The following is a 26351-nucleotide window of genomic DNA, read 5'->3' as shown; positions in this document are numbered from 1 at the left end:
CCCCGGGACGCGGCGAGCCTAGCAGAGGGTGATGGCGCGCCCGGCTTCGGACTCGGAGACATGGCCACCACGACGGCCGCCGGTATGCTCGGGCGACGCCCGTTTCGCGGGCCCGCGGCCCCGCCGCGACGGAACGGCCGACGGATCGGCTGGAGACACCATGGCCCCTCGTCAACCACCGGTCACCCTTGCGCCCCGTGACACCGCGGCGCACCTCGCGGAGGTGCTGCGCGGCCACGACGACCCGCTGCGCATCGTGTTCGACCACGTGCAGGACGTCGTCTACCTGATCGAGCACGACGACGGCGACTACCGCTTCGTTGCGGTGAACCCCGCGTTCCTGCACGCCACGGGGCTGGCGGCGCAGGACGTCGTCGGCCGGCCCGTCGACGAGGTCATTCCGCCGCCGTCGATCGAGCTCGTGCGGCGCCACTACGCCGATGCGATCGCGCGCCGCGCGCCCGTGCACTGGGAAGAGGTGACGCCGTTCCCGTCCGGCCTGCGCTACGGCGAGGTCATGGTGGCGCCCGTGCTCGACGACGACGGCCGCTGCACGCACCTGGTCGGCACGGTGCACGACGTCACCGAGCATCGCGTCGCGCAGCAGGCGCTCGACCGGCTGGCGAACTACGACCCGCTCACCGGCCTGCCCAACCGCGTGCGCTTCCGCGAACTGCTGGCCGCCGAAGCCGCCGGCGTGGTGGAGCACGGCAAGCCCTGCGCGCTGCTCTACCTCGACCTCGACGGCTTCAAGACCATCAACGACGCACTCGGGCATTCGCTGGGCGACGCGCTGCTGCAGCAGGTGGGCGAGCGCCTGCGCGCGCAGGCGCGGCCGGGCGACATTCTCGGCCGGCTCGGCGGCGACGAATTCGGCCTGGTCGCCGCGGTGGCCGCGCCGCCCGGCGATGCGCGCACGCTCGCCGAGACCATGCTCGAGCTGCTACGCGCGCCGTTCCAGGTGGACGGCCACGAGATCCGCGTGACGCCGAGCATCGGCATCGCGACCTGTCCCGAGGACTCCTGCGATGCCGAGGACCTGGTGCGCTTCGCCGATGCCGCGATGTACGCCGCCAAGGCGGCCGGTCGCAACCGCCTCGCGTTCTATTCCTGCGAGATGGACCAGCAGGCGCAGCACCGCCGCGAACTCGAGCACGCGCTGCGCGAGGCGGTGGAGCGGCGCGAGTTCGTCGTGCACTACCAGCCCTCGGTCGAACTGCGCAGCGGGCGCATCGCCGGCTTCGAGGCGCTGCTGCGCTGGAACCGGCCCGACGTGGGGCTGGTGTCGCCCGCGGAGTTCATGCCCGTGCTGGAAGACACCGGCCTGATCCGCGACGTGGGCGACTGGGTGATCGAGACGGTGGTGCGCCAGCTCGCCGAATGGGAAGCCGCCGGGCATACCGGCCTGCACGTGGCGATCAACGTCTCGGCCGTGCAGCTGCTGCCGGCGCCGCCGCGCGCCGGCAGCACCGACGCCACGCATACGCTGCTGGAGCACGTACGCGACTGCCTGGCGCGTTACCCGCTGCGCACCGGCTGGATCGAGCTGGAAGTCACCGAATCCGTGCTGATGACCGATCCGGAATTCGCCCGCGCCACACTGGAGCGCCTGCGCACGGTGGCCGGCCGCATCCATGTCGACGACTTCGGCACCGGGTATTCGAGCCTGGCCTACCTCACGCGCCTCCCGATCGACTCGTTGAAGATCGACCGCGTGTTCGTGCAGGACCTGCCCGACGACGTCGAGGACGCCAGCATCGTGCGCGCGGTGATCGGGCTGGCGCACAGCCTCGGGCTCGACGTGATCGCCGAAGGCATCGAGACCGCGGCGCAGCGGCGCTTCCTCATCGAGGCCGGCTGCGACCACGGGCAGGGCTACCTGTTCGCGCGGCCCGTACCCGCCGGCGACGTGCCGGCGCTGCTGCGCGCGGGGCGGGCGGGCGTCGACGCGTAGAGCAGGCATCGCGACGGCGGTCGTGCGCACGCCGTTCGCAGGGCGCCGCGCTGCGGCGATCTCGGCCGCGGGGCCATGCCGACGGGCGGCGACGCGCGACCGCGTACGCGGCCCGATGATCGGCGCGCGCGACAGGCGCGGTCGAAGGAGTGGGCAATGAACGGACTGCTGTTCCTGCGGACCGGCGGCGTGCTGCTGCTGGTGGGCATCGTGATGGGCATGGCCATGGGGATGAGCCAGAACTTCACCTATGCGCCGGTGCATGCGCACCTCAACCTCGCCGGCGGCGTGCTGCTGATGGTGGCGGGCCTGTTCTACAACGCGCGGCCCGACCTCGCCGGTCGGCTGATGGCCGCGCATTACGTGACCCATGCGCTCGGCGCGGTGCTGTTGCCGGTGGGCATCTACGGGTCGATTTCGGGCGCGTCCTGGACCGGGCCGGTGGTGGGCAGCGGTTCGGTGCTGGTGCTGCTCGCGCTGCTGCTGTTCGTGATCAACCTGTTCCGGCGCGTGCCACGTGCGACGGCGGCGGAAACGCTGCAGGCGGCGCGCGTGCCGTAAGGCGCGTCATTGCCCGGCGGAGCATGGGCCGGGCGCGGTGTGCGACCGCGGGGAACGGGCAGGACACACGGGCGCACACGCGCGGCCTGAAGCGAGCAACACCGCCCGTGATTCAGAAACACGAACACCGCGACGGGGGCTGAGACGCGGACGGGCGAGAATCGGCGCCGCTTCGCGCCGTGCCGCCCCCGATGAGCAAGCCCGCAGTTCCCCGTGTCCTCGACGAGCCCGCCAAGGCCGCCGTCCGCCAGGCCTACGAGCAGGTCAGCACGCGCATGCCCGGCTTCGTGCCGCGGCGCTCGCAGCGCCGCCTGATCGCCACGTCCTCGCGCGCGCTGGGCACGAGCGGCGGGTTCGCCGTCGCTGAGGCGCCGACAGGCACGGGCAAGTCGCTCGGCTACCTGGTCGCCGGCATCCCGACCGCATTGATCGGCAAGCGCAAGCTGGTGCTGTCCACCGCGACCGTCGCCCTGCAGGGCCAGCTGGTGAGCAAGGACCTGCCGGCCTTCCTCGCCGCCACCGGGATCGAGGCGAAAGTGGCGCTCGCCAAGGGGCGGCAGCGCTACCTGTGCGTGCGCGATGCGATGGAGCTGGCGGGCGGGCAGGGCGCGCAGGCCGACCTCGGCTTCGACCTGCCCGTGGCCGGCTGGCCGCGCCCGCCGCAGCCGCAGGAGGTGCGGGCCGTCGATGCGCTCGTCGGCGCGTTCGAGCGCGGCGAGTGGAACGGCGACCTCGACGAGGCGCCGCATCCGGTGCCCGAAATCGCGCGGCCGCTGCTCAGCACGACGTCCGGCGCCTGCTCGAACAGTCGCTGCGCGCACTTCGTGCGCTGCCCGGTGCTGGCTGCGCGCCGGAGCATGCGCGAGGCCGACATCGTCGTTGCCAACCACGCGATGGTGATCGCCGCGCTGGAACTCGACGGCAATGCCGACCCGGAGGGGCAGACGGAGAATTTCCTCATCGGCGATCCGGCCACGTGCACCTTCGTGTTCGACGAGGGTCATCACCTCGCGTCGGTCGCGATCGAGTCGGGCGCGTCGCGGCTGCACATGGGCGCGTTCGGGCGCCGCCTGACGCGGATGGACGCCGTGTTCGCCGCGCCGTTCCGCGTGCTCGGCAAGGACAGGATCGGCAACCGCGAGCTTGCCGATGCGCATGCCGACCTCAAGCGGCTTGCCGACGCGTCCAAGGCGTTCGAGTACCTGCTGCAGGCGCACTGGGTGCCCGACTTCAACGAGCGCGAACCCATGTGGCGCGCGCCGCTCGGCGTGCTGCCCGACGACTGGCGCATGCAGGCCAAGGCGCTGGCCAGCGACACCGGCAGCCTGCTGGAATGGCTCGACGGCGCGCGCCGCCGCGTGCTCAAGAGCGAAGGCAGCGCGGCCCACGAGCGCGTCACCCGCGCGATGGGCACCGCCGTCGAACACCTGCGCGAAGCCTTCGACCTGTTCTTCGCCTGGGGCCAGCAGGATCCGGCCGGTGATCCGCCACACGCGCGCTGGATGACGGTGGGCCTCGACAAGGGCCTGGTCTGCCACGCCTCGCCCGTCTCGGCCGCGAAGCTGCTGCGCCGCCGCCTGTGGGCGCAGGCCGACTCCGCGCTGGTCACGTCCGCCACGCTCAGCGCGGGCGGCGACTTCAAGGCCTTCGCGGCGTCGATCGGGCTGCCGCCCGAGGCCGAGTGCATCTCGCTGCCGTCGCCCTTCGACCTCGACCGCCAGGCCGTGCTGCAGGTGCCGCGCTTTCCGGTGCTGCCCGACCACGAATCGCATCCGCGCGCCGTCGCCGACTGGCTCGCGCGCGACCTCGACTGGGGCCAGGGCTCGCTCGTGCTGTTCACCTCGCGCCGCAAGATGGAGCAGGTGGCCGCGCTGATGCCGGCGTCCCGCCTGCCGCAGATCCGCGTGCAGGGCGCGATGGGCAAGCAGGCATTGGTGGACGCGCATTGCGCGGCGATCGACGCGAGCGAGGGCAGCGTGCTGTTCGGCCTCGCATCGATGGGCGAGGGCCTCGACCTCGCCGGCGCCTACTGCTCCACCGTGGTGATCACTCAGCTGCCCTTCGCCGTACCCACCGAACCGGTGCTGGCGACCAAGGCCGAGTGGCTGGAATCGCGCGGGCAGAACGCCTTCATGCTGGTGACCGTCCCGGAGGCCACGCGCGTGCTCACCCAGTACGCCGGGCGCCTGATCCGCACCCAGCACGACACCGGGCGGATAGTGCTGCTCGACCGTCGCGTGGTGGAGAAACGCTACGGCCGGGGCATCCTCGATGCGCTGCCCCCGTTCCGGCGGGAGATCGCCGCGTAGCGTCGACGGTCGGTCACCCACGCGACCGCGCTGCTGCTGTTCGTGATCAGCCTGTTCCGGTGCGCGCCGCGCACGACGGCGGTGGAGACGCTAAACGCGCCAGGTGTGCCGCAAGCCGTGCCACGCGTGGCGAAACAAGCGCCATCCAAGGCGTGGAAAGCGCGGCGTCTGGCGCTCGAAGCGCCGGCTGTGGCGAAAAAAGCGGCAGCGGTTTCGCGGGAGGCGGCATGCATGGCGCGGTGGGCGCCGGCGATACCGGGCAAAGCGGCATCGGCGACGTGGCCAGCGGTACGCGTGTCGTGCCGTCGGGCTATGGGTGGCGAAAGAAGCGCCATCACGGCCGTGGAAAGCGGGAGCACTGCGACCGGTGGGCGCAGACGTGGCGGCGCGCGCGGCATGCGACAGACAAAAAGCCGCAGCGCCGCGGCTTTTTTCGGTAAGGGCGCGTTCGGCCCGTCAGGCCTATTTGCCGCGCCTGTGCGGCTGGAACTCCGGCGCGCTCCGCCTCCGGTAGGCCAGCGTCGCGTGGGGATCCTCGAAAAGCGGAACCCCGGCATGCGCCGGGGTTCCTTGCAGCATCGTCGACGTGCGATCAGTACGTCTTGGCGGCGTTGACGGCCGCGTTGGCGTCGATGATGCCGGCACCGATCGGCTTGTCGTTGCTGCCCGGGAAGGCGCGCAGCGTGCTCTTGAGGATGCTCTCCACCTGCGCCGGGGTGAGCGGCGTCGACCGCACCGCCTGCATCAGCGCGACGGTGCCGGCCACGTGGGGGGCCGCCATCGAGGTGCCGGCCATGCACTTGTAGTTCTCGGTGGTCGGGCCGGCGGTGCCGGCGTTGCCGGTCGATACGATCAGCGTGGTGCAGTCCGGGCTGTCGCCGCCCGGCGCGGCCACGTCGATGTTCGCACCGTAGTTCGAGTAGCTGGCGCGCGTGCCGGTGTTCTTGGTCGCAGCACCGGTGATCACGTTCGCGCAGCTGGCCGGCGTAAAGCCGGACGCGTCCGCGTTGTCGTTGCCGGCGGCCACCACGACGGTGGTGCCACGGGCCACGGCGGCATTGATGGCGTTCTGGTAGGTGGCGGAGCAGGCGCCGCTTCCACCCAGCGACATGTTGATGACCTCCGCCGGGTTGGCGTTCGCGGGCACGCCCGCCACGGTGCCGCCCGACGCCCAGGTGAGGCCGTCGACGATGTCGGAGGTGTAGCCGCCGCCCTTGCCGAGCGCACGCACCGGGACGATCTTCGCGCCATAGGCGACGCCGATCACGCCCTTGGCGTTGTTGCCGATCGCGGCGATGGTGCCGGCCACGTGCGTGCCGTGCCAGCTGGAGGGCTGACCCAGGTTGGCATCACCCACGTCGTGCGCATCGGAATCGCGGCCATTGCCGTCGCCGGCGATGCTCTTGGTCGAGATGAAGTCGTAGCCCGGCAGGATGTTGCCCAGCAGGTCGCTGTGATTCGTGTACCCGGTGTCGATCACCGCCACGACCACGCCCGCGCCGTTCGTGCTGTTCCAGGCCTGGTCGGCGCGGATTCCCGGGGTGCCGCTCTGCAGGCCCCAGAGGTACTGGGCGTAGTGGGTGTCGTTCGGCGTCATCATCGGCTTCATGATGCGATCCACCTCGACGTACTCGACGCTCGGGTCGGCGGCGATCTGGCGCATCACCGACTCGGCTTCGACGCGGTCCAGCGCGCGGTTCGCCTGGACGACGTCGGCACCCGTGGCCAGCTTGCGCAGGTGGCCCATCGACAGTGCCTTCGCCGCGCCGCGGCCGGCGCCCGCCAGGTTCTTCTGCAGCACCGTGGCGCTGGTGCCCGAGCGGTACTTCACGATGAAGCGGTCGAAATTGGTCTGGTCCCGCGCATGCAGGCCAGAGGTATCGACGCGGCCGGCCGCCGCAGCGGAACCGGCGAACGCGGTGGACAGGGCGACGGCCATGGCGGCGGCCAACGCGCGTTGGTTCAAGTGCGACTTCGACATCTGGAGCCCTCTGGGATGTGGTGGGGTGGCACTGCACTGCACTCGCCACCAGGCGCGCAGGACGCGCTGGCGGCCCCGTCCTGGAGCGCGTTCTCTTCGAGCCGATGAATCGAAAGAAAACGGGTACGGGCCAACCGTAGAGGGCGCGCAACCGCTTGCAACTCCGTGCGGTGGAGTAGGTAGGCGTGCAAAGCACGCTCGGAAAGCCGGCGCCGCGCTATCGAAAGCTGAAAACCGCGGGAAAAACGCAATTCATCTACATGTCCGGCCACGCCGGAGGCAACATTGCGAATTGCGACGCGCATCACCTGGGTTGCTGCGTTGCAGCGGGATGGCACTTGCGTTCTGCGCGGGTTTCACCTAGCCGTCACATATCCGAAAGTGTCGCAGTGACTGCGTTGCGCATACTCACGACGAGCCTTGCGACGCCTCGGACTGCCGACACGCGACGCGGCGCCGCATCGGGAGGCGCCGCGGGAACGGCGCCAAACAAAAAGCCGCATCGCTGCGGCTTTTCGTGGCGTCACATCGAAGCCGGCTCAGGCCGGGTCGTGCGCCAGGTGCGGCACCGGATGGCCCGTGCCCGGCGGCGACGGCTCGGCCGGCACGCGCGGGCCCTTGGCGAAGCGCGAGCCCAGCTCCTTGCGCAGGCCTTCCAGCCCCTGGTTCTTGCCGGCCACCTTGAGCAGCGCATAGCCCTGCAGCGCGCAGTTCATCACATCGCTGCCCAGCATCGTTTCCGAATCCTGCGCACGCTCGGTGAGCCGCTGCAGGCGCTGCAGCCGCGGGCGCAACTGGTCGATCGCGTCCAGGTCGGCGCGCGCCTCGGCCACCTTCAGGCTGGGCGGCACCACCTGCGGGTTCTGCTCCAGCACGTTCAACGCCTGCCGGCAGAACGCCTCGCTCTTGCCGCCCATGCGGGCCAGCGACTTGCGCTTGTCCGCCTCCATCGAGGCCAGCCCCGACAGCTGCAGCTCGAGTTCGGTCAGCGCATTGTCGATCGCCATCAGCTGGGTGTCGGACAGGTCCAGGCTCAGAAGGTTCTGATTGCTCACGTGCAGTTTCCTTTGCATTCCATGTGGTTGGGACGCCCGTCCGGCCGAATGCCGATCCGGGCCCGTCGCCCCGCCGCCGTCCCTGCGGTCTGCGATGTCATCGCCGACGTCGTGTCGGCGGTGGAGCGGGGCGGAGTCTCGCAACGGTCCAGCGGCGGAACAATACCGCGCGTGCAAAATCAGAAAGATCTTCGGACGGATTCGGAGAAGTCCGACAGGACGGCCACGGATGGGCAGGCGGCAAGGAGCCCGGCATCGGGGGTGCCGTGCTCAACGTTTCTGCGAGTGTCGCGCCTGCTTATGGCCGATAGCAGACGTGCGGTTTTAAGCGTGCTCTCGCGTTGACTTACGCTGTACGCAACCGACGACGAGGCGCAATGATGATCGGCAGAAGGCTTGCTTATCCACTCGCCCTAGCACTCGCCCTTACGCCGCCCAGCGTCGCAGCGACGAAGACACCCACGGAGAACGAGGCGCTTGTCGCGGCCCATGCCTGGTGGGACGCATTCGCCAAGGGCGACGAGTCGCGGGTGACTGCGTTGTCTGCCACCGATCTGTCCGTCACGCTCAGTGTCGGCGCTACCCTCGATCGAGGCGGCGCCATTGCCGCTGCGCGCGAGCACGCAGGTAGTGCCTATGCGGGAACCGTCTGGAGTGATGACCGGGTTCGATTTGTGGCCCGCGACGTGGCGGTCGTCACCAGTACCGCGACGGAAGGGTTCGCCAACGTACGCACGGCCTTCCGATACCTGACCGTGTTGGCAAGACAAGGCTCGCAATGGCACGTGGCCGCCGCACAGAGCACGCGGGTATTGGCCCCAACCCCGCGATCATCCGTGACTGACGCCGGCCTGCTGGCTTCCTACGCGGGCGTTTTCCGGACGCCCGGCGGCCAGACGCTGGAGGTCAAGCCGCAGCCTGGCCATCTGCTTCTGGTGGAGCCTGGTGGTGCACAACGGCGACTGGATCCGATCGCTCGAGACCTCTTCGAGTTCGAGAAACCGCAGGCGTCGAGCGGCGTGTTGAGGTTTCTCTTCGTCCGCGATGGGGCTGGACGGGTCACCGGTGTCACGAGGTTAGGTCCACAGGTGACGACGTTTCCCCGCGTCGACCACTGAGTCAGTGATCGGTTCGGGTCCGCCACGCGCGGGCGGCCTCGGGGCGTACTGATGTCCGCTTCCGACCCGAAGCGGACCTGACTGCAACCTTGGATCCTTCTGCCAAAGTTACCCCGGCACTGCGTGTGCTGTGGTCAGCCCAGGTGACCGGCAGACTCGGAGGAGAACCGTCGGGGTGCGTTTCCATGCAAGCCCGGGATGTACCCGCGGAGCCTGCCGTTGACCTGCCTTACCACCGGGGCGAGCTCATCCCGGGGAAGAGCCAATCAAGGACTAGTCAGTACCCCACGGCAACGCCACAATCGAGCGCCGCGGCGCGCCGGCGCCGCTTGACACGCGCGCCCCGATGGCCCTTAAGAAATCCGATCTCTACGCTTCTCTCTGGGCCAGCTGCGATGAACTCCGCGGCGGCATGGACGCCAGCCAGTACAAGGACTATGTCCTGGCCCTGCTGTTCATCAAATACATCAGCGACCGCTACGCCGGGCAGCGCTTCGCGCCGATCAAGGTCCGCGAGGGCGCAAGCTTCGCCGACATGGTGAAGCTCAAGGGCAGCAAGAACATCGGCGACGACATCAACAAGAAGATCGTCGGGCCGCTGATGGAGGACAACCGGCTCACCGACTTTCCGGACTTCAACGATCCCACCAAGCTTGGTGACGACCAGGAGCGCGTCGAGCGCCTGACCAACCTCATCGCCATCTTCGAGGACAAGCGGCTCGACTTCTCGAAGAACCGCGCCGATGGCGACGATATCCTCGGCGACGCCTACGAGTACCTCATGCGCCACTTCGCCACCGAGAGTGGCAAGAGCAAGGGCCAGTTCTACACGCCGGCGGAAGTCAGCCGCATCATGGCGCAGGTGATCGGCATCCACGAGGCCGACACCCGGCCGGACACCACGGCATACGACCCCACATGCGGGTCGGGTTCGCTGCTGCTCAAGGTCGCCGACGCCGCCCGTGCGCACATCACCCTGTACGGTCAGGAGAAGGACGCCGCCACCAGTGGCCTGGCGCGCATGAACATGATCCTTCACGGCTATCCGGAGGCGGAGATCCGGCAGGGCAACACCCTTACCGATCCCAAGTTCCGTGACGGCGAACAGCTGCGCACCTTCGACTACGTGGTCGCCAATCCCCCCTTCAGCGACAAGCGCTGGAGCACCGGCCTCGACCCCGAGCGCGACCCCTTCAACCGCTTCGAGGCCTTCGGCATTCCGCCGGCCAAGCAGGGCGACTACGCCTATCTGCTGCACATCGTCCGCTCGCTCAAGAGCACTGGCCACGGCGCCTGCATCCTGCCGCACGGCGTGCTGTTCCGTGGCAATGCAGAGGCGGTCATCCGCCGCAACCTGGTCCGCAAGGGGTACATCAAGGGCATCATCGGCCTGCCCGCCAACCTGTTCTACGGCACCGGAATCCCGGCCTGCATCCTCGTGATCGACAAGCAGGGCGCGGCGGCGCGGCGCGGCATCTTCATGGTCGACGCCAGCGCCGGCTTCATCAAGGACGGCGCTAAGAACCGCCTGCGCGAGCGCGACATCCACCGCATCGTCGACGCCTTCGCCCGCCAGGATGGCAGCGACCCGCGCTATGCGCGCGTGGTCGGCTTCGACGAGATCGAGCGGAACGACTACAACCTCAACCTGCCACGCTACATCGACAGCCAGCCGCCCGAGGACCGCCAGGACATCGAGGCGCACCTCAACGGCGGCATCCCGGAAGCCGACATCGACGCGCTGCAGCCGTACTGGGATGTCTGCCCGCAGCTGCGCGAGGCGCTGTTCCGCCCGAACCGCCCGGGCTACGTCGACCTCGCAGTCCCGCAGGCCGAGATCCGCGCGACCATCCACGGCCACCCGCAGTTCGAGGCCTTCGTGGACGGCATGAACGCCAACTTCGCCGAATGGCGCGATGCCGAGGCGCAGCGACTGAAGGCCCTCGCCTCGGGCTTCCAGCCCAAGGAACTCATCCACGGGCTCGGCGAGCGCCTGCTGGAGCACTACCGGGGCCGGCCGCTGGTGGACGCCTACGCGGTCTACCAGCACCTGATGGACTACTGGGCGTCCACCATGCAGGACGACGCCTACCTGATCGCCGCCGACGGCTGGAAGGCCGAACCGCAACGTGTGCTGGAGACGCGAAAGGGCAAGAAGGGGAAGCCCGACAAGCAGATCGACAAGGGCTGGGTTTGCGACCTGGTGCCGAAGGCATTGGTCGTCGCGCGCTTCTTCGCCGCCGAGCAGGCGGCACTGGACGAACTGGCCGCCCGCCTTGAGAGCACCGAGGCGCACATCGCCGAACTCGAGGAGGAACACGCGGGCGAGGACGCTGCCTTCAGCGGCGTCGACAAGATCACCGCGAAGGCGATCAAGGAGCGCCTCAAGGAAATTGGCGGAGACGTCGAGGTCGCCGATGAGATTGCTGTGCTAGACCGCTGGCTCGCGCTCGATCGCGAGCGTGCTGCACTCGACAAGCGGATCAAAAACGCGGATGACGCGCTTGATCACAAAGCACTTGCGCGTTACTCGACGCTGAAGGAGAGCGAGATCCAGTCACTGGTCGTTGATGACAAGTGGCTAGCCGTGCTCGAGGTTGACCTCCATGGAGAAGTGAATCGCGTCAGCCAGCAGCTGACAACCCGTGTCCGAGAGCTCGCCGCACGTTACGCAACTCCCTTGCCAAGGGCTGCTGAGCTTGTTGTTCAAATAGAAGCGAAGGTACGCGGCCACTTGGAACGCATGGGGTTTGCGTGGACGTGACACTCAGTGCTTCGGCGACCGACGACTGCCATCCGAAAGGCTGGGTGTCGTGCAGTCTGCGGGAAGTGGCGCCATTGCAGCGAGGCTTTGATCTGCCTAGATCAAAACGCCGGGAAGGAGCGGTTCCGGTTGTTTACTCCAACGGAATCGAAAGCTTTCACAACCGCGCGATGGTGAAAGGCCCCGGTGTTGTGACTGGGCGGTCCGGAACGCTGGGGAAGGTGCACTATGTCGAGGGCGACTTCTGGCCACATAACACTAGCCTGTGGGTTACCAGTTTTTGTGGCAACGTGCCTCGGTTCGTCTACCACCTTTTCGCCGCAATAGGTTTCGAGCGTTTTGCGTCAGGCTCAGGCGTCCCTACGCTAAACAGGAGCGACGCGCATACGTTCCGCGTGGTTGTTCCAAGCGACAAGAATGAGCAGCACCGGATATCCGAAGCGCTGTCCACTGCCGATGCTTGGATTCAGTCGCTGCGGGACCTTCTTGCAAAGAAGCGCCAGATCAAGCAAGGCACCATGCAGGAGCTGCTCACCGGCAGGAAGCGCCTTCCTGGATTTACCGACAAGTGGACGACACACAGGCTTGGGGAATTCGGTGCGACGTATGGGGGCCTGACAGGCAAGGTCAAGAAGGACTTCGGACACGGTGCAGCTCGCTTCATCACTTTCATGGGTGTGATGGCAAGCGTCTTGCTCGATGTCGATGGGTTCCAAGCGGTCGACGTCCGAGCGGGGGAAGTGCAGAGCAAGGCTTTAAAGGGCGATCTGTTCTTCAATGGCTCATCCGAGACGCCCGAAGAAGTTGGGCTGTGCTCGCTGCTCGACGTAGATGTGCCGGATCTTTACCTCAACAGCTTCTGCTTCGGCTTTCGGGTCAAATCAAATGCGCCAGTCGACCGTCTATTTCTGGCCTATTACTTCCGCAGCAATCAGGGGCGCGAACTGGTCAAGTCTTTGGCGCAGGGAGCAACGCGTTACAACCTCTCGAAGACTGCGCTTCTGAAGCTGGAATTTGCGCTACCAGAGCTGTCGGAGCAGCAGGCGATCGCGTTGGTTCTGGCGGAAATGGACGCTGAAATTGGAGCTTTGGAAGGAAAGCTCGCCAAAGCCTGGCAGCTCAAGGACGGCATGATGCAGGCCCTGCTTACTGGCGCAATCCGCCTCCCGGTGGACGCCGCAGCGTGAGCGGGCGCTACCGCGTTGACGGTGTGCAAGGTGCCGCCCAGCCCGGCTCCGACGGCGAGGTGCTTGCCAACCGGCTCGGCCTCGCCGCCGCCGACGAGATCGCCGAGGCGGCGCTGCTGCTGCTCGGCGACCTCTACACGTCCGTACTCGTCGACGAACTGCCGCAACGCGTACTGACGGTGGCCGACCTGTTCAACTGGCGCCGCCGCTGGCTCGGCAACGTCTACGACTGGGCGGGACAGCTGCGTACGGTCAACGTCAGCAAGGGCGGTTTCATGTTCGCCAACGCCGCTCTGCTGCAGGGGCTGCTTGCCACCTTCCAGCGCGAATACCTGCAGCGGTACACGCCATGCGTCGCGCTGGACGACATGACGCTCGCGGAGGCGATCGCCATCTGCCATGTCGAACTGATCCTGATCCACCCGTTCCGCGAGGGGAACGGCCGGCTCGCGCGCCTGCTGGCCGACGTGATGGCGGTGCAGGCCGGGCGCGCACCACTCGACTACAGCGCCTGGGACGCGGACAAGCCGCGCTACTTTGCGGCGATCCGGACGGGGCAGGGCGGGGACTATGTGCCGATGCGCGCGCTGGTCGCGCAGGCGCTCGGCAGTGACGCGGACTGACGCCTCAGCGGGCGAGCTTCAGCTCGCGCAGATGCGCCGGGCGCGGCGCCAGCAGCTTCTTCTCCAGTGCCTTCACCGGCTTGCCCGTCTCGATCGCCGTCGAGCTCGCCACGGCGCGCGCGATCTCGCGGCGGCTCGGGGCTTTGGGCGTGCGCGGCGTGGCGGCCATGGAGGTTTTCCGGTGTCGGAACGGACAGGGCCAGTATACCGTTGCAGGCCTGCATGGCCGGCCAACGCTGCCGGCCGCGGATGAACAGGGGGCGGATGTGAGCGGAGAGCACGTCGTGGAGGGGACCGTCGGCAAGCCCGAGCGGGCCACCCAGCAACGGGTCATCGAGCTGTTCCGCGACCGGCTCGGGTACACCTACCTGGGCGACTGGTCGGAGCGGGCCAACAGCAACATCGAGGAGGGCCGGCTGGCCGCCTGGCTGCAGGGCCGCGGCCACTCCGGCCCCGAGATCACGGCGGCGCTCCAGCGCCTGCGCACCGAGGCCAACCACCACGGCCGCAGCCTCTACGACAGCAACCACGCGGTCTATCGGCTGCTGCGCTACGGGGTGCCCGTGAAGGTCGAGGCCGGCAAGGTCACCGAGACCATCCCGCTGATCGAGTGGGACCCGGCTCGCGTCGAGGAGAACGACTTCGTCATCGCCGAGGAGGTCACCCTCAAGGGCGGCCACGAACGGCGCCCGGATCTGGTGCTGTACGTGAACGGCATCGCGGTGGGGGTCATCGAGCTGAAGAACAGCCGCGTGAGCCTGGGCGACGGCATCCGCCAGAGCCTGTCCAACCAGCAGCCCGAGTTCAACGCGGCCTTCTTCAGCACGGTGCAGTTCGTGTTCGCCGGCAACGATTCGGAGGGCCTGCGCTATGGCACGGTCGGCACGCCGGAAAAGATGTTCCTCGCCTGGAAGGAGGACGAGCAGGACAACGCCGGCTACAAGCTCGACAAGTACCTGCTGAAGATCTGCCGCAAGGACCGCCTGATCGAGCTGATGCACGACTTCGTGCTGTTCGACGGCGGCATCAAGAAGCTGCCGCGGGTTCACCAGTACTTCGGGATTAAGGCGGCGCAGGAGCATGTGCGGCGCCGGCAGGGCGGCATCCTCTGGCATACCCAGGGCAGCGGCAAGAGCATCACCATGGTGCTGCTGGCCAAATGGATCTTGGAGAACAACCCGCAGGCGCGCGTGGTCGTCATTACCGACCGCGACGAGCTGGACAAGCAGATCAAGCAGGTGTTCGAGGCGGCGGGCGAAACCATCCACCGCACCACCAGCGGACGCAACTTGATGCAGCAGCTCGCGCAGGCCACGCCGCGCCTGTTGTGCTCGCTGGTGCACAAGTTCGGGCTGGATGCCAAGGGCCGCGACAGCAAGGCCTTCGAGGCCTTCATCCGCGAACTGGAAAGCCAGCCCAGTCCGGCGGCCGGCGAGATCTTCGTCTTCGTGGACGAATGCCACCGCACCCAGAGCGGGCGCCTGCACCGGGTGATGAAGGCACTGCTGCCGAATGCCGTCTTCATCGGCTTCACCGGCACGCCGCTGCTGAAGAAAGACCGCGAGACGAGCCTGGAGGTGTTCGGCGGCTACATCCACACCTACAAGTTCAGCGAGGCGGTGGAGGACGAGGTGGTGCTCGATCTCGTCTACGAGGCCCGCGACATCGACCAGCGCCTGACCTCGCAGGAAGCGGTGGACGAGTGGTTCGCGCTCGTCTCCAAGGGTCTCAACGACTGGCAAAAGGCCGAGCTGCGCCAGCAGTGGGGCACCATGCAGCGGGTGCTGAGCTCGGAGTCGAGGCTGCGCAAGGTCATCCAGGACATCATCCTCGACTTCAAGAAGCGACCGCGCCTGAGCAGCGGCCGGGGCAATGCGATCCTGGTGGCGTCCAGCATCTACGAGGCCTGCCGCTACTACAGCCTGCTGCAGGCGAGTCCGTTCAAGGGCCGCTGCGCGGTGGTCACGTCCTACGATCCCCAGGCCCGGCACGTCACCCTCGACGAGACCGGCGCCAACACCGAGACCGACCAGCAGTTCATCTACAACACCTACACCGAGCTGCTGAAGGACATCGAGCCCCGGCCGGGTATGAGCCGGACGGAAACCTACGAGGAGCAGGCGAAGGCGCGCTTCATCAAGCAGCCGGCAAACATGCAGCTGCTGGTCGTGGTGGACAAGCTGCTGACCGGCTTCGACGCACCGCCTTGCACCTTCCTCTACATCGACAAGTCCATGCAGGACCACGGCCTGTTCCAGGCCATCTGCCGCACGAACCGGCTCGATGGCGAGGACAAGGAGTTCGGCTACATCGTCGACTACAAGGACCTGTTCAAGAAGGTCGAGAACGCGATCGCGGTGTACAGCTCCGAGCTTGACCACAGCGCGGGGGGCGCTGACCCGGAGGTCATGCTGCATGACCGCCTGCAGAAGGGGCGCGAGCGCCTGGACGATGCGCTGGAGCAGCTGCACATGCTGTGCGAGGGTGTTTCCGAGCCCGGTGGCGAGCTGCAGCACATTCACTACTTCTGCGGAAACACCGAGATCTCGACCGATCTCCGCGAGCGGGAACCGCGCCGTGCTGCGCTTTACAAGGGTGTCGCGGCGTTGACCCGTGCTTACGCCAATCTAGCTGACGACCTCACCGCTGCCGGCTACACGGCCGAGGAGTCGGCGCGTATCGGCAAGCTGGTCAAGCACTACGCCGATGTCCGTGAGACCGTGCGCCTGGCCAGCGGTGAGGCGCTCGACCTCAAACCCTACGAGGCGGACATGCGGCACCTGCTGGACACCTACGTCCAAGCCGAGCAGCCGCGCACCATTTCTCCGTTCGACGGCATCGGCCTGCTGGACCTGATCGTCAAGACCGGCATCGCCGAGGCGATCCATGATCGGCTCGGCAGCATGAAAGGCAACCACGAAGCAGTGGCCGAAATGATCGAGAACAACGTTCGCAGCCACATCATCAAGGTAGAGGCGAGCGATCCTGCCTTCTATGAGCGCATGTCGGCTCTGCTCGACGAGGTGATCCGGCTGCGACGGGAGAAGGCCATCGCCTACGAGGAGTATTTGAAGAAGATCGCTGACATCGCCAAGCAGGTTCGGGCCGGCATCTCGATCGATGGCATCGCGGAACTAGACACGCCCGGGAAGCGGGCTCTGTACAACAACATCGCTGCAGAAGAGGCATCGGGCGCCAAGCAGGCCGAGCCTAGCGCGACCTACGGCGACCCGAAGATGAGCCTTGCGCTGCAACTCGATACGGCCATCCGTGAGGTCCGTCCAGCGGGCTGGCGTGGCTCGATCCCGAAGGAAAACATCATCAAGCAGGCGATGTATCAACTGCTCGGAAATGAGGCTGAGGTAGAGCGACTGTTTACCATCGTCAAGCAGCAGCTCGAGTACTGACCGTGGAGGTGCTGCAGCTCGGTGCACTTGCGGTGCAGGTGGAGCGCAAGCCCATCCGCCATCTGCACCTGAGTGTCTACCCGCCGGATGGCCGGGTGCGAGTCGCCGCGCCCCGCCGCCTGGAAATGGAGGCGATACGTCTCTTTGTGATCGGGCACCTGCCCTGGATCAGGCGGGAGCAACGGAAGATGCGGTCGCAGCGCCGGCTTCCCGCCAAGACGTACGTACCGAGGGAGAGCCACTTTCTCTGGGGCAGGCGATACCTGCTGAACATCGTGGAGGGAGACGGGCCCCCTGTAGTCGTGCGCCGTCACCGCTCCCTGGACTTGCACGTACGGTCGGGCACGTCAGCAGAGGAACGAGGCGACTTGCTTGAGCGCTGGTATCGGTCGCAGGTGCGCCAGGCCGCACGCGACGCCATCGGTCGTTGGGAGGATGTGCTCGCAGTACACGTCCGCCGCCTGCACGTACAACGCATGCGAACGAAGTGGGGAAGCTGCACACCGCGGGCCGGATCAATTCGTCTCAACACTCGCCTTGCGGCGGCCCCCCTGGAGTGTCTGAACTACGTGGTGCTCCATGAGATGGCGCACCTTCGATTTCCCAACCACGGGCCCGGTTTCGTGCGACTGTTGAACCGGGTCATGCCCGCGTGGCGTGACATCAGGAGCCATCTCAATGACCTCCCGCTCGACGCTTGAGCCCATTGCGAATCAGAAAAACACCCGATGACCTCACACCCGCAGACCATTCAGATATTTCTTCCTTTGGGCGATCCGCAAGGGATCAGGGTCGCGGAGATCACCACGCGCATCGTGCGCGTCATCGAAGTTCCACGGAGCCTGCTAGCCGAGTTCCTGAGGATGCCGGAAGCGGACCAGGTTGGCGTCTATTTCCTCTTCGGTGAGGATGACGACGGGCCGAAGGCCTACATTGGCCAGACCGGCTCGTTGAAGACGCGATTGATCCAGCACAACTCGGCGAAGTCATTCTGGAATCGCGCAGTCGTCGCTGTTTCCCTTACCAACAGTCTGACCAATACGCACGCGACGTACTTGGAATGGCTTTCCCTGCAACGTGCCGGCCAGGTCGGTAGGTACGCCTTGGACAATGGCAACACAGGGGCGCGTCCACACACGCCTGCTCCACTACAAGCCGACTGCGCAGAAATCCACGAGACGCTTCGGGTTCTTCTCGCGACGCTCGGTCATCCGCTCTTCGAGGAGCTCTCGAAGAAGGCTGAACGCAGCGCGGTGGGCAGTGCGCCCGCCGAAGATGACATTTACCGCTGCATTCGGCGGGGTGCTGAAGCTCGTGGCCAGTACACGGAAGAGGGTTTCGTGGTGCTTAAGGGCTCGACAGGTCCGCTACAAACGACGCCTTCCTACAAGCACAGTGCGCGGGAGAAGTTGCTCCGCCAAGGTGCGATTACTGTTCAAGGCGACCAGATTAGGTTCGAACGCGATGTGTTGTTCCAGACCCCGAGCGGTGCCGGTGACTGTGTTACAGGCAGTGCGACGAACGGCTGGCTCGAATGGAAGCGACTTGGCGGGCAGACACTCCACGACGATGTCCGGGCTAAAGCAGGGGAAGGTCAGATCCCAAGCGACTAGCGATCGCGGATCGTGCATTGAGCCCAGCATGACGCGTGCTGGGCCTAGCGGCGCCGACAATTGCGTTCGAGCTTAAGCAGACATGGACAGCAGCGGATTATGGTGCTTCGACGGACAGGCCTCCCGTAATGAGATTGACTAGAAAAATGCCGGCAGTGCAGTTGCCAAGTGTGAAGTCGCTCCTTTGCGAAATGAGATTTGGCGACCGAATACTTTCCACCGGGACCGGCTTCGTCGTAAGGAATGGGGCGACGGCGTTTCTCCTAACCAACCGGCACAACGTTACCGGTCGTCGAAATGATTCCGGCGAGCTTCTGTCTAAAACCGGCGGCGTGCCCGACAATATTGTGATTCACCACCACGTGTCGGGGCGCCTGGGCGTCTGGGAAGCACGGCAGGAGCCGCTATTCGCTTTAGACGGGGCGCCGCTCTGGAGAGAGCATCCGCTGCATGGCCGCCGCGCAGATGTGGTTGCGCTGCCCCTCAAGAATATCGAAGGGGTGGACTTGTATCCGTACGAGCTGACGGACGAGCCCAGGATCGCCGTCGCTCCCGGAGACATTGTGAGCGTTGTCGGATTCCCATTTGGAATGTCCACCGGAGGGATGCTTCCGATATGGGCGACTGGATTTGTGGCGAGCGAGCCGCAAGTCGGAGTCAATGCGAGTGATTTGCCGATTTTTTATATCGACTGCCGTAGCAGACAGGGTCAGTCGGGCTCCGCCGTCATCGCCCATCGATCCGGCGGAATGGTCGCGCTGGAAGGCGGGAACTCTGCGGTGTTCGACGGCCCAGTTACACGTCTTCTGGGCATCTACAGCGGCCGCGTTAACGCGGAGTCCGACATAGGCATCGTCTGGCGAACGTCTGCATTGCACGGACTGGTCGAAGACACCACTAATTTTTTGACGAAATCGTTCCCGCTATCGGCAATCAAAACCAACTGGTAACACCTTGGCGTGCATGCGCCGACTTGGCGTCGCCTTCGGTGCAAGAACGAGCCCAGCATGGCACGTGCTGTGCTCACGCCCGTCACCGTGCCGCTCTCGCTACATGGATGTTCGATAGGGTAATCAGCCTCAAACCGCTACCTGAGCTCGATTACCTTGTCCGAGCCACTCACCGACCCTCGCCTCACCGCCCTGTGCCGCCGCAAGCGCATCGCCGCCGCGTTGCTCGTCTTCGCCGCGCTGGTGCTGCTCGCCGCGCGCATCGCGCAGCAGCATGTCAACCACTGGTCGCTCGGCCTGCTCGCGGCGATGGCCGAGGCGGCGCTGGTGGGCGGGCTGGCCGACTGGTTCGCGGTGGTCGCGCTGTTCCGGCATCCGCTCGGGCAGCGCTGGATTCCCCACACGGCGATCATCCCCACGCGCAAGGACGCGATCGGCGAGAGCCTGGCGGACTTCGTCTGCAACCATTTCCTCGGCCGCGAGCAGGTGGCGGAGAAGCTGCGCGAGGCCGACCTCGGCTCGGCGCTGGCGCGGCGGCTGGCCGACCCGGTGACGGGGCGGAAGGTGGGGCGGGCGGTGGCGCGCGGGCTGTCGAAGGTCCTCGACGTGCTTTCGGATGATCGCCTGCTGCGCTTCGCGCACGATCTCTCGCGCGAGAAGCTGCGCACGGTCGACCTGTCGGGGCTGGCCGCGCTCGGCATCGAGCGCTTCACCGCCGACGGCCGCCACCAGGCGCTGGTGACGGACCTGCTGCGCTTCCTCTCCGACAAGCTGCAGTCGCCCGAGATGCAGGAGGAGGTCAAGCGCCGCGTCGGCCGCGAGGTGGGGCGGGTGATGAGCTGGCTGGGCGCGGACCAGTACGCGGCGAACCGCCTGATCTCGGCCGGCATCGACCTGGTCGGCGAAATGGCCGAGGACCCGGACCATGAGGTGCGCCAGTACGTGGAGCGCCAGGTGCAGGCGCTGGTGGGGCGGCTGCGCACCGATGCGCGGCTGCGCGCCGACGTCGAGCAATACCGCGACCGCCTGATCGACGGCCCCGAGTTCCGCGCCTACCTGCGCGGCCTGCTGATGGACCTGGTGCGCTGGGTCGACGAGGACGCGGCGAAGGAGGACTCGGTGATCGCCGAGCGTGTCGCCGCGGGCATCGCTGCGGTGGGCGCACGCCTGCTGCAGGACGAGGCGATGCGCGAGTGGATCGGCACCGCGGTGCGCGAGACGGTGGAACCCTTGATCGAGGAACACCGCGAGACCATCCGCGGCTTCATCGTCGACCGCATCCACCGCTGGAGTGCCGACGAGATGACGTACGAGATGGAGCTCGCGGTCGGCAGCGACCTGCAGTTCATCCGCTACACCGGCACCGCGGTGGGCGCGCTGATCGGCGGGCTGATCTTCGGCGTGCTGCAGCTGGCGTCGCTGCTGGGCTGATCGCGTGCGCGAGGCGCACGCATCGCGGCTGCGCGGCGCTCAGGAGTCGGGCGTCGATCCGGTGACCGTCGCCAGCGCGCGCAGCAGGCGGTCGGCCTCCACCGGCTTGACGAAGTGCTCGGCGAAGCCGGCGTCCTGCGAGGCCTCGAGGTCGGCCTGCTGGCCGTAGCCCGACAGCGCGAACAGCGCGGCATGCGCGCTGCGCGGATCGGCGCGCAGGCGACGCGCGAACTCGTAGCCGCTGATGCCGGGCAGGCCGATGTCGAGGATGTAGGCATCGGTCGCGGGGTCGAGCGCGGCTTCGGCATCCTCGGCGGTGGGATACGTGCGCACGTGGTGGCCGAGCGTCTGCAGCAGCAGCGCGAGCGTCTGCGCGGCATCGTCGTTGTCGTCCACCACCACGATGCGCAGCGCGGCGCCGGGCGCACGCGGGGCGGGGCCGGCCGCGGCGGCGATCGGCGACGCCGGCGCGACGGCGCGCGGCAGCACCACCTCGAACGCGCTGCCGCGGCCCGGGCCGGCGCTCAGCGCGCGCACGTGGCCGCCGTGCAGCTCCACCACGCTGCGCACCAGCGCCAGGCCGATGCCGAGGCCGCCCTGCGAGCGGTCGAGGCTGCGCTCGGCCTGGGTGAACAGGTCGAACACGCGCGGCAGCAGCGCGGCGTCCATGCCGATGCCGGTGTCCTCCACGCGCAGCATCACCTGCCCGTCGAGCGCGTGCGCGTCGACGCGGATGCGCCCGCCCGGCGGCGTGTACTTGGCCGCGTTGTTGAGCAGGTTGGCGACCACCTGAGTCAGCCGCGTGCGGTCGCCGTCGACGTGGAGCGGCGCGTCGCCGAGGTCGAGCACCAGCACGTGGTGCAGGCGCTCGATCAGCGCGTTGACCTGCTCGGCCGCCGCGCGCACCGCCTCGCGCACGTCGAACACTTCCCGATCGAGCTGCACCAGTCCGCGCGTCACGCGGGACACGTCGAGCAGGTCGTCGACGAGCTCGGTCATGTGGCCGACCTGGCGCAGGATCACCGCACTCGCGTGCTGCACGCGGGCGGCGTCGAGCTGCGGCATGCGCAGCAGCGTGGCGGCGGTGCTGATGGGCGCCAGCGGATTGCGCAGCTCGTGCGCGAGCATGGCGAGGAACTCGTCCTTGCGGCGGTCGTTCTCGCGCAGCTCGGCCTCGGTGCGATACCGCTCGGAGGCGTCGTGCATGACGATCACGGCGCCGGACGTTTCGCCGTTGGCCTCGCGGATCGGCGCGCGGCTGTGGTCGACCGGGCGCACCTCGCCATCGCGCGCGCGCAGCATGGCGCCGCCGCGGCCGTGCAGGCCGTCGGGGGCGGTGGCCTCGTCGCCGGTGCGCAGCAGGTGCACCACCGCGCCGAACGGCTGGCCCAGCGCGTCGTGGCGCGACCAGCCGGTGAGCCGTTCCGCCACGGGGTTCATCCAGGTCACGCGTTCGCCGGCGTCCACCGCGATCACCGCGTCGTCGATGCTCGAGAGCGTCGCGCCCAGCCACTCGCGCTCGCGGTGCAGGGTGAGCGCGACCACGCGCTCGGCCGCCACCGCCGCCTCGGCACGCACGCGGGCCCGCCCCTGCAGCCAGCTCAGCGAGGCCAGCAGCGCGCTGGCGGCGAGCGCGGCCAGCGCCAGCCACGGCACCAGCCAGCGCTGCGAGAGATCGTCGAGCGCGGGGCGGCTGGAATAGCGCACCCGCCACGGCCGCCCGCCGACGAGCAGGCGCCGCTCCGCCGTCAGCCGGCCGGGCGCTTCGCCGCGCTGGCGGGTGTCGCGCAGCAGCGCGGACGGCTCGGCGCGGTCACCGTCGTACAGCGCGTAGTCGATGCGCTTGGCGCCCGGCCCGCGCGTGCCGGCCAGCAGGTCGCCGACGCGCAGCGGCGAGTACACGAAGCCGAGGAAGCCCGAGCGCGCGCCGTCCTCCTCGTGCGCGTACACCGGCAGGTACATCAGGAAGCCCGCCTGCTTCGCGGGGTCGATCTCCTGCACCAGCGTCACCTTGCCCGACGCGACCAGCTCGCCGCGCTCGCGGGCAGCCAGCATCGCCGCGCGGCGCGTGGGCTCGGTGAGCATGTCGAAACCGATCGCCGCGGCATTGCGGCGGTCCATCGGCTCGAGGAAGACGATGCTCGACATCAGCGGCCGGGGGCCTTCGGGCCATACGCGGAACCCGGGCCGGCCCTGCGCGCGTACGCCGGCCTCGAACGACGCGACGTCCTCCGGCGGCAGCCAGCGCGCGAAGCCGATGCCGAGGATGCCGGGGTAGCGCGTGCGCAGCTGCAGCGTGTCGACGTAGCGGCGGAACTCGTCGCTGGTCACCTCGTGGCTGGCCTCGAACAGGCCGGCCGTGCCGCGCAGCAGGTTGCCCGTCACCGTAAGGCGCTGCTCGATCGCCTCGCGCGTGCGCTCGACCTCGTAGTCGAAGGCGAGCCGGTCCTGCCGCCGGATGCTCATCGCTACGCCGGCCACCAGCGCGCCGGTGACCAGCAGCGTGATCACGAAGACCAGCAGCGACTGCGCGCCCGGCGAGCCCAGGAAACGGCGGGGCGCGGGCGGCGGCGTGGGCAGGGGGGCGGCGCGGGTCGGCACGCGTCGATGGTACGGAATCGGCACCGGGCACCGTGCACGCCGCCGTCGCGTGAGCGCGCTCGCGGACGCCGCACGCGGCATTGGCTACGCTCGGTGCCTCAACGACCGAGGTCACCATGCGCCGCACCGCCATCGCCACCGCCTGCCTGATCGCCCTGCCTGCCGTCGCGCAGGTGGCACCGCCCGCGTCCAAGCCCGAGCTCTACGACATCGGCAGCGCGCCGTCGCCCGCGCGGATCGAGGCCGACGTGCGCAAGCTGGTGTCGTTCGGCACGCGCCACACGCTGTCCGACCAGAAATCCGACACCCGCGGCATCGGCGCGGCCACGCGCTGGATCCACGACGAGTTCGAGCGCATCTCGAAGGCCTGCGGCGGTTGCCTGGAGGTGCGCTACGTCACCGGCACCGTGCAGGGCGAGCCGCGCATCCCGGGGCCGCTGGAGGTGACCAGCGTGATCGCGATCCAGCGCGGCACGGCCGACCCCGACCGCTACGTGATGATGAGCGGCGACATCGACTCGCGCGTCAGCGACGTCATGAACGCCACTGCCGACGCGCCAGGCGCGAACGACAACGCCTCGGGCATGGCCGGCACGCTGGAAGCCGCGCGCGTGCTGACGAAGTACCGGTTCCCCGCGTCGATCGTCTACGCGGCGCTATCGGGCGAGGAGCAGGGCCTGTTCGGCGGCCGCTTCGTCGCCGCCGAGGCCAAGAAGCAGGGCTGGCGGCTGGAGGCCGAGCTCAACAACGACATGATCGGCAACTCGTCGGGCATCAACGGCGTCGTCGACAACACCACCGCGCGCGTGTTCTCCGAAGGCACCCGCATCGTCGAGACGGCGGACGAAGCCAAGCAGCGCCGCTTCGAGGGCGGCGAACTGGATTCGCCCAGCCGCAACCTCGGCCGCTACATCGACCGCATGGCCGAGTACGTGCCCAACCTCGACGTGATGATGGTCTACCGGCTCGACCGCTTCGGGCGCGGCGGCCACCACCGGCCGTTCAACGAGGCCGGCTACCCCGGCGTGCGCGTCATGGAGACCAACGAGAACTACGACCGCCAGCACCAGGACCTGCGCACCGAGAACGGCCGCACCTACGGCGACGTGATCGAGGGCGTGGACTTCCGCTACGCCGCCAAGCTCACCGCGCTGGACGCCGTCAGCCTGGCCGGCATGGCCTGGGCGCCGCCGCCGCCGGCGGGGGTGAAGATCGAGGGCGCGGTCTCGGCCGATACGAAGCTGTCGTGGACGCGGCCCAGCGCCCAGCAGGCGCCGAACCTCGCCGGCTACCGGGTCTACTGGCGCCTGACCACCGACCCACAGTGGACGCATTCGCGCTTCGTCGGCGACGTGACCGCCTACACGCTGAAGAACGTAGTGATCGACAACTACTTCTTCGGGGTGGCGGCGGTGGCCAAGGACGGCACCGAGAGCCCGGTCGTGTTCCCGGGCGCGGCGGGCAGCTTCGGCGGTTACTGAGTGCGCGGGGGGCGGCGCTCACCAGCGCTCGCCCGCGGGCCCCGGCTCGCGCAGTGCGAGATCGATCATCGCGTCGTCCAGGTCGCCTGCGACGCCGAAGCCGGACAGCGCGATCGCATGCGAAAGCCCCGGCGTGAGCGCGGCGAATGACAGAGCAACCGTTCCAATGCTGACGAGGGGACCCTCGGTGGCCAGTCCCGAAGGCAGCGGCAGCACCGAGGGGACAACGATGCGCAGCCCATCGGTGCGCCCGTAGATATCGAAGCGCATCGGAATTCTCCTGCGGATGCGCGGGGGTGGTTCGGTGGTTCCAGGCAGAAGCCCCGGTCGATGACCGGGGCCTCCTTACTGCCTTCTCCCTTCTGGCACCTTTCGACAGGTACTGCGGCCGGGAGGACGCCGCAGCATCAACGTCCTCCTTGCCCTGTTACTTGCAGGTGAGCACAGGCGCGACGGTATGCGGCACGCGTCGTCGCGAGGGCGTAACCCGCACAGGGCGACGGTCGCGGTGCATGCGCGAGGCATGCGTCGCGGAACGCCCCCATGAGTATCGATACCCCCGACGACCGACCCGTCGACATCGCCCGGCAGGCGCTGGATGACGCCCAATGGCACCGCGCGACCAATGAGGGGTGGCCCCACCCGCCCGCGTGCGCTGCCGAGCCGCCGTCGCCGCCGGAAAGGCTCGCGCCGCGAATGGCGCTGGAGCCGCCCGGGCTCATCGTGCAGATGGCCGCCTGGCGCGAGCGTGCCGCGACGAAACGGCGCACCGGCGGTGGGCGTGCGAGACCTCAACGCCGCTGAGCGTTGCAAGCGCGGTGTCCGCTGCTGTCACGCGACCGTCCCCCCCGCGCGCGCAGCTTGGGCCCGCACCGATTCGCCAGCAACGATCCCGGCCGCACCTCTGACGCCGCATCGCCGCGTCGGGCTCTCGCTTCCTAGGAAGCTCCAGGCTTCGGCCTTCCGCGACCTCGTCGGGTCGCCACCGGGAAATACTTATGAACCGTTCAAACGAAACCCACAGCGAAAAGCGCGTGACCTCGCCCACCGACCGCACGACAGGTGGCAACCTCCCGGACGCGCGCACCGGTGCGGTCGGCAAGCCGGCCGCTGACGGTCCGCCGCAGTTGAAGGGCCACGAGGGGCCGTCCGTCATCAGCGCGAGTTCCACCGCCGAGCGCGAGCGCGAGCAGGGGTCAACGCCTGCCAGGCGCTGAGTCCGGAGGTCGCGATCGACAAGGAGGCGGGGCGAAAGCCCCGCTTTTTTTTGCGGGGCCGCGGCGCGCGTGGAGCCGGCGACGTACGCACGCGCACGG

General features: G+C 68.0%; 20 protein-coding genes. 15 read left to right on the top strand and 5 right to left on the bottom strand.

Features of this window, described 5'->3' with window-relative positions:
- Nucleotides 1–160: 160 nt before the first annotated feature.
- The 3 genes from E4F61_RS06155 to dinG all read left to right on the top strand — a co-directional run bounded on the left by E4F61_RS06155 (nucleotide 161) and on the right by dinG (nucleotide 4824).
- Complete coding sequence (locus tag E4F61_RS06155) at nucleotides 161–1954, top strand: putative bifunctional diguanylate cyclase/phosphodiesterase (protein WP_162301422.1); 1794 nt, start codon at nucleotides 161–163, stop codon at nucleotides 1952–1954.
- 156 nt (nucleotides 1955–2110) lie between these two features.
- Nucleotides 2111–2515: a hypothetical protein gene (locus E4F61_RS06150; protein ID WP_133478792.1), complete on the top strand. Its 405-nt coding sequence runs from the start codon at nucleotides 2111–2113 to the stop codon at nucleotides 2513–2515.
- 191 nt (nucleotides 2516–2706) lie between these two features.
- On the top strand, nucleotides 2707–4824 hold the full coding sequence (dinG, locus tag E4F61_RS06145) for an ATP-dependent DNA helicase DinG (RefSeq protein WP_133478790.1): 2118 nt from the start codon (nucleotides 2707–2709) through the stop codon (nucleotides 4822–4824).
- Nucleotides 4825–5416: 592 nt separating this feature from the next.
- On the opposite strand, the gene E4F61_RS06140 is transcribed toward dinG, so the two are convergent.
- On the bottom strand, nucleotides 5417–6763 hold the full coding sequence (locus E4F61_RS06140) for a S8 family peptidase (protein WP_202908963.1): 1347 nt from the start codon (nucleotides 6761–6763) through the stop codon (nucleotides 5417–5419).
- A gap of 581 nt (nucleotides 6764–7344) precedes the next feature.
- Nucleotides 7345–7860 (bottom strand): hypothetical protein, encoded by a 516-nt coding sequence (locus E4F61_RS06135; protein ID WP_202908961.1) that lies wholly within the window; start codon nucleotides 7858–7860, stop codon nucleotides 7345–7347.
- Between the two features lie 377 nt (nucleotides 7861–8237).
- On the opposite strand from E4F61_RS06135, the gene E4F61_RS06130 reads away from it, so the two are divergent.
- The 4 genes from E4F61_RS06130 to E4F61_RS06115 all read left to right on the top strand — a co-directional run bounded on the left by E4F61_RS06130 (nucleotide 8238) and on the right by E4F61_RS06115 (nucleotide 13552).
- Complete coding sequence (locus E4F61_RS06130; RefSeq protein WP_133478788.1) at nucleotides 8238–8978, top strand: nuclear transport factor 2 family protein; 741 nt, start codon at nucleotides 8238–8240, stop codon at nucleotides 8976–8978.
- A 346-nt stretch (nucleotides 8979–9324) separates the two neighbouring features.
- Entirely contained in the window at nucleotides 9325–11742 is a 2418-nt protein-coding gene (locus tag E4F61_RS06125) for a type I restriction-modification system subunit M (RefSeq protein WP_133478787.1), read from the top strand.
- Nucleotides 11733–12929 (top strand): restriction endonuclease subunit S, encoded by a 1197-nt coding sequence (locus tag E4F61_RS06120; protein ID WP_133478786.1) that lies wholly within the window; start codon nucleotides 11733–11735, stop codon nucleotides 12927–12929. The genes E4F61_RS06125 and E4F61_RS06120 overlap by 10 nt, the downstream gene beginning before the upstream one ends.
- Nucleotides 12926–13552 carry a Fic/DOC family protein gene (locus tag E4F61_RS06115; RefSeq protein ID WP_133478785.1) on the top strand — a complete coding sequence of 209 codons (627 nt, stop codon included), beginning with the start codon at nucleotides 12926–12928 and terminating at the stop codon, nucleotides 13550–13552. Before E4F61_RS06120 ends, E4F61_RS06115 begins: the two co-directional genes overlap by 4 nt.
- A 4-nt stretch (nucleotides 13553–13556) precedes the next feature.
- Here E4F61_RS06115 and E4F61_RS14780 read toward each other — a convergent pair whose 3' ends face one another.
- The gene (locus E4F61_RS14780; RefSeq protein ID WP_202908960.1) at nucleotides 13557–13721 is read right to left on the bottom strand and encodes a hypothetical protein; all 165 of its coding nucleotides are present in this window, start codon (nucleotides 13719–13721) and stop codon (nucleotides 13557–13559) included.
- Between E4F61_RS14780 and E4F61_RS06110 the strand changes: the two genes are divergently transcribed.
- From E4F61_RS06110 to E4F61_RS06090, 5 genes are all read left to right on the top strand, one after another.
- Nucleotides 13702–16959 carry a type I restriction endonuclease subunit R gene (locus tag E4F61_RS06110; protein ID WP_238382816.1) on the top strand — a complete coding sequence of 1086 codons (3258 nt, stop codon included), beginning with the start codon at nucleotides 13702–13704 and terminating at the stop codon, nucleotides 16957–16959. The genes E4F61_RS14780 and E4F61_RS06110 overlap by 20 nt on opposite strands.
- Nucleotides 16960–16961: 2 nt before the next feature.
- The gene (locus E4F61_RS06105; protein WP_133478784.1) at nucleotides 16962–17660 is read left to right on the top strand and encodes a M48 family metallopeptidase; all 699 of its coding nucleotides are present in this window, start codon (nucleotides 16962–16964) and stop codon (nucleotides 17658–17660) included.
- Between the two features lie 27 nt (nucleotides 17661–17687).
- Nucleotides 17688–18572 (top strand): GIY-YIG nuclease family protein, encoded by an 885-nt coding sequence (locus tag E4F61_RS06100; RefSeq protein ID WP_133478783.1) that lies wholly within the window; start codon nucleotides 17688–17690, stop codon nucleotides 18570–18572.
- Between the two features lie 146 nt (nucleotides 18573–18718).
- Nucleotides 18719–19522: a S1 family peptidase gene (locus E4F61_RS06095; protein WP_202908959.1), complete on the top strand. Its 804-nt coding sequence runs from the start codon at nucleotides 18719–18721 to the stop codon at nucleotides 19520–19522.
- Between the two features lie 156 nt (nucleotides 19523–19678).
- Nucleotides 19679–20953 carry a DUF445 domain-containing protein gene (locus E4F61_RS06090; RefSeq protein WP_133478781.1) on the top strand — a complete coding sequence of 425 codons (1275 nt, stop codon included), beginning with the start codon at nucleotides 19679–19681 and terminating at the stop codon, nucleotides 20951–20953.
- A gap of 39 nt (nucleotides 20954–20992) precedes the next feature.
- On the opposite strand, the gene E4F61_RS06085 is transcribed toward E4F61_RS06090, so the two are convergent.
- The gene (locus E4F61_RS06085; protein WP_162301421.1) at nucleotides 20993–23554 is read right to left on the bottom strand and encodes a CHASE domain-containing protein; all 2562 of its coding nucleotides are present in this window, start codon (nucleotides 23552–23554) and stop codon (nucleotides 20993–20995) included.
- Nucleotides 23555–23670: 116 nt separating this feature from the next.
- Here E4F61_RS06085 and E4F61_RS06080 point away from each other — a divergent pair, with 116 nt between their 5' ends.
- Nucleotides 23671–25035: a M28 family metallopeptidase gene (locus E4F61_RS06080; protein WP_133478779.1), complete on the top strand. Its 1365-nt coding sequence runs from the start codon at nucleotides 23671–23673 to the stop codon at nucleotides 25033–25035.
- Nucleotides 25036–25053: 18 nt separating this feature from the next.
- Here the strand turns inward: E4F61_RS06080 and E4F61_RS06075 are convergent, their stop codons facing one another.
- Nucleotides 25054–25305 (bottom strand): hypothetical protein, encoded by a 252-nt coding sequence (locus E4F61_RS06075; protein WP_133478778.1) that lies wholly within the window; start codon nucleotides 25303–25305, stop codon nucleotides 25054–25056.
- A 273-nt stretch (nucleotides 25306–25578) separates the two neighbouring features.
- Here E4F61_RS06075 and E4F61_RS06070 point away from each other — a divergent pair, with 273 nt between their 5' ends.
- Both E4F61_RS06070 and E4F61_RS06065 read left to right on the top strand, forming a co-directional pair.
- A complete protein-coding gene (locus E4F61_RS06070) occupies nucleotides 25579–25839 on the top strand; it encodes a hypothetical protein (RefSeq protein WP_133478777.1) in 261 nt (86 codons plus the stop codon).
- A 194-nt stretch (nucleotides 25840–26033) separates the two neighbouring features.
- Complete coding sequence (locus tag E4F61_RS06065; protein ID WP_133478776.1) at nucleotides 26034–26252, top strand: hypothetical protein; 219 nt, start codon at nucleotides 26034–26036, stop codon at nucleotides 26250–26252.
- The last annotated feature ends 99 nt before the right edge of the window (nucleotides 26253–26351 follow it).

The organism is Cognatilysobacter segetis, assembly GCF_004359965.1.
In the GTDB taxonomy this organism is placed as follows: Bacteria; Pseudomonadota; Gammaproteobacteria; order Xanthomonadales; family Xanthomonadaceae; genus Cognatilysobacter; species Cognatilysobacter segetis.
This window is presented reverse-complemented; position numbering and strand designations above follow the sequence as displayed.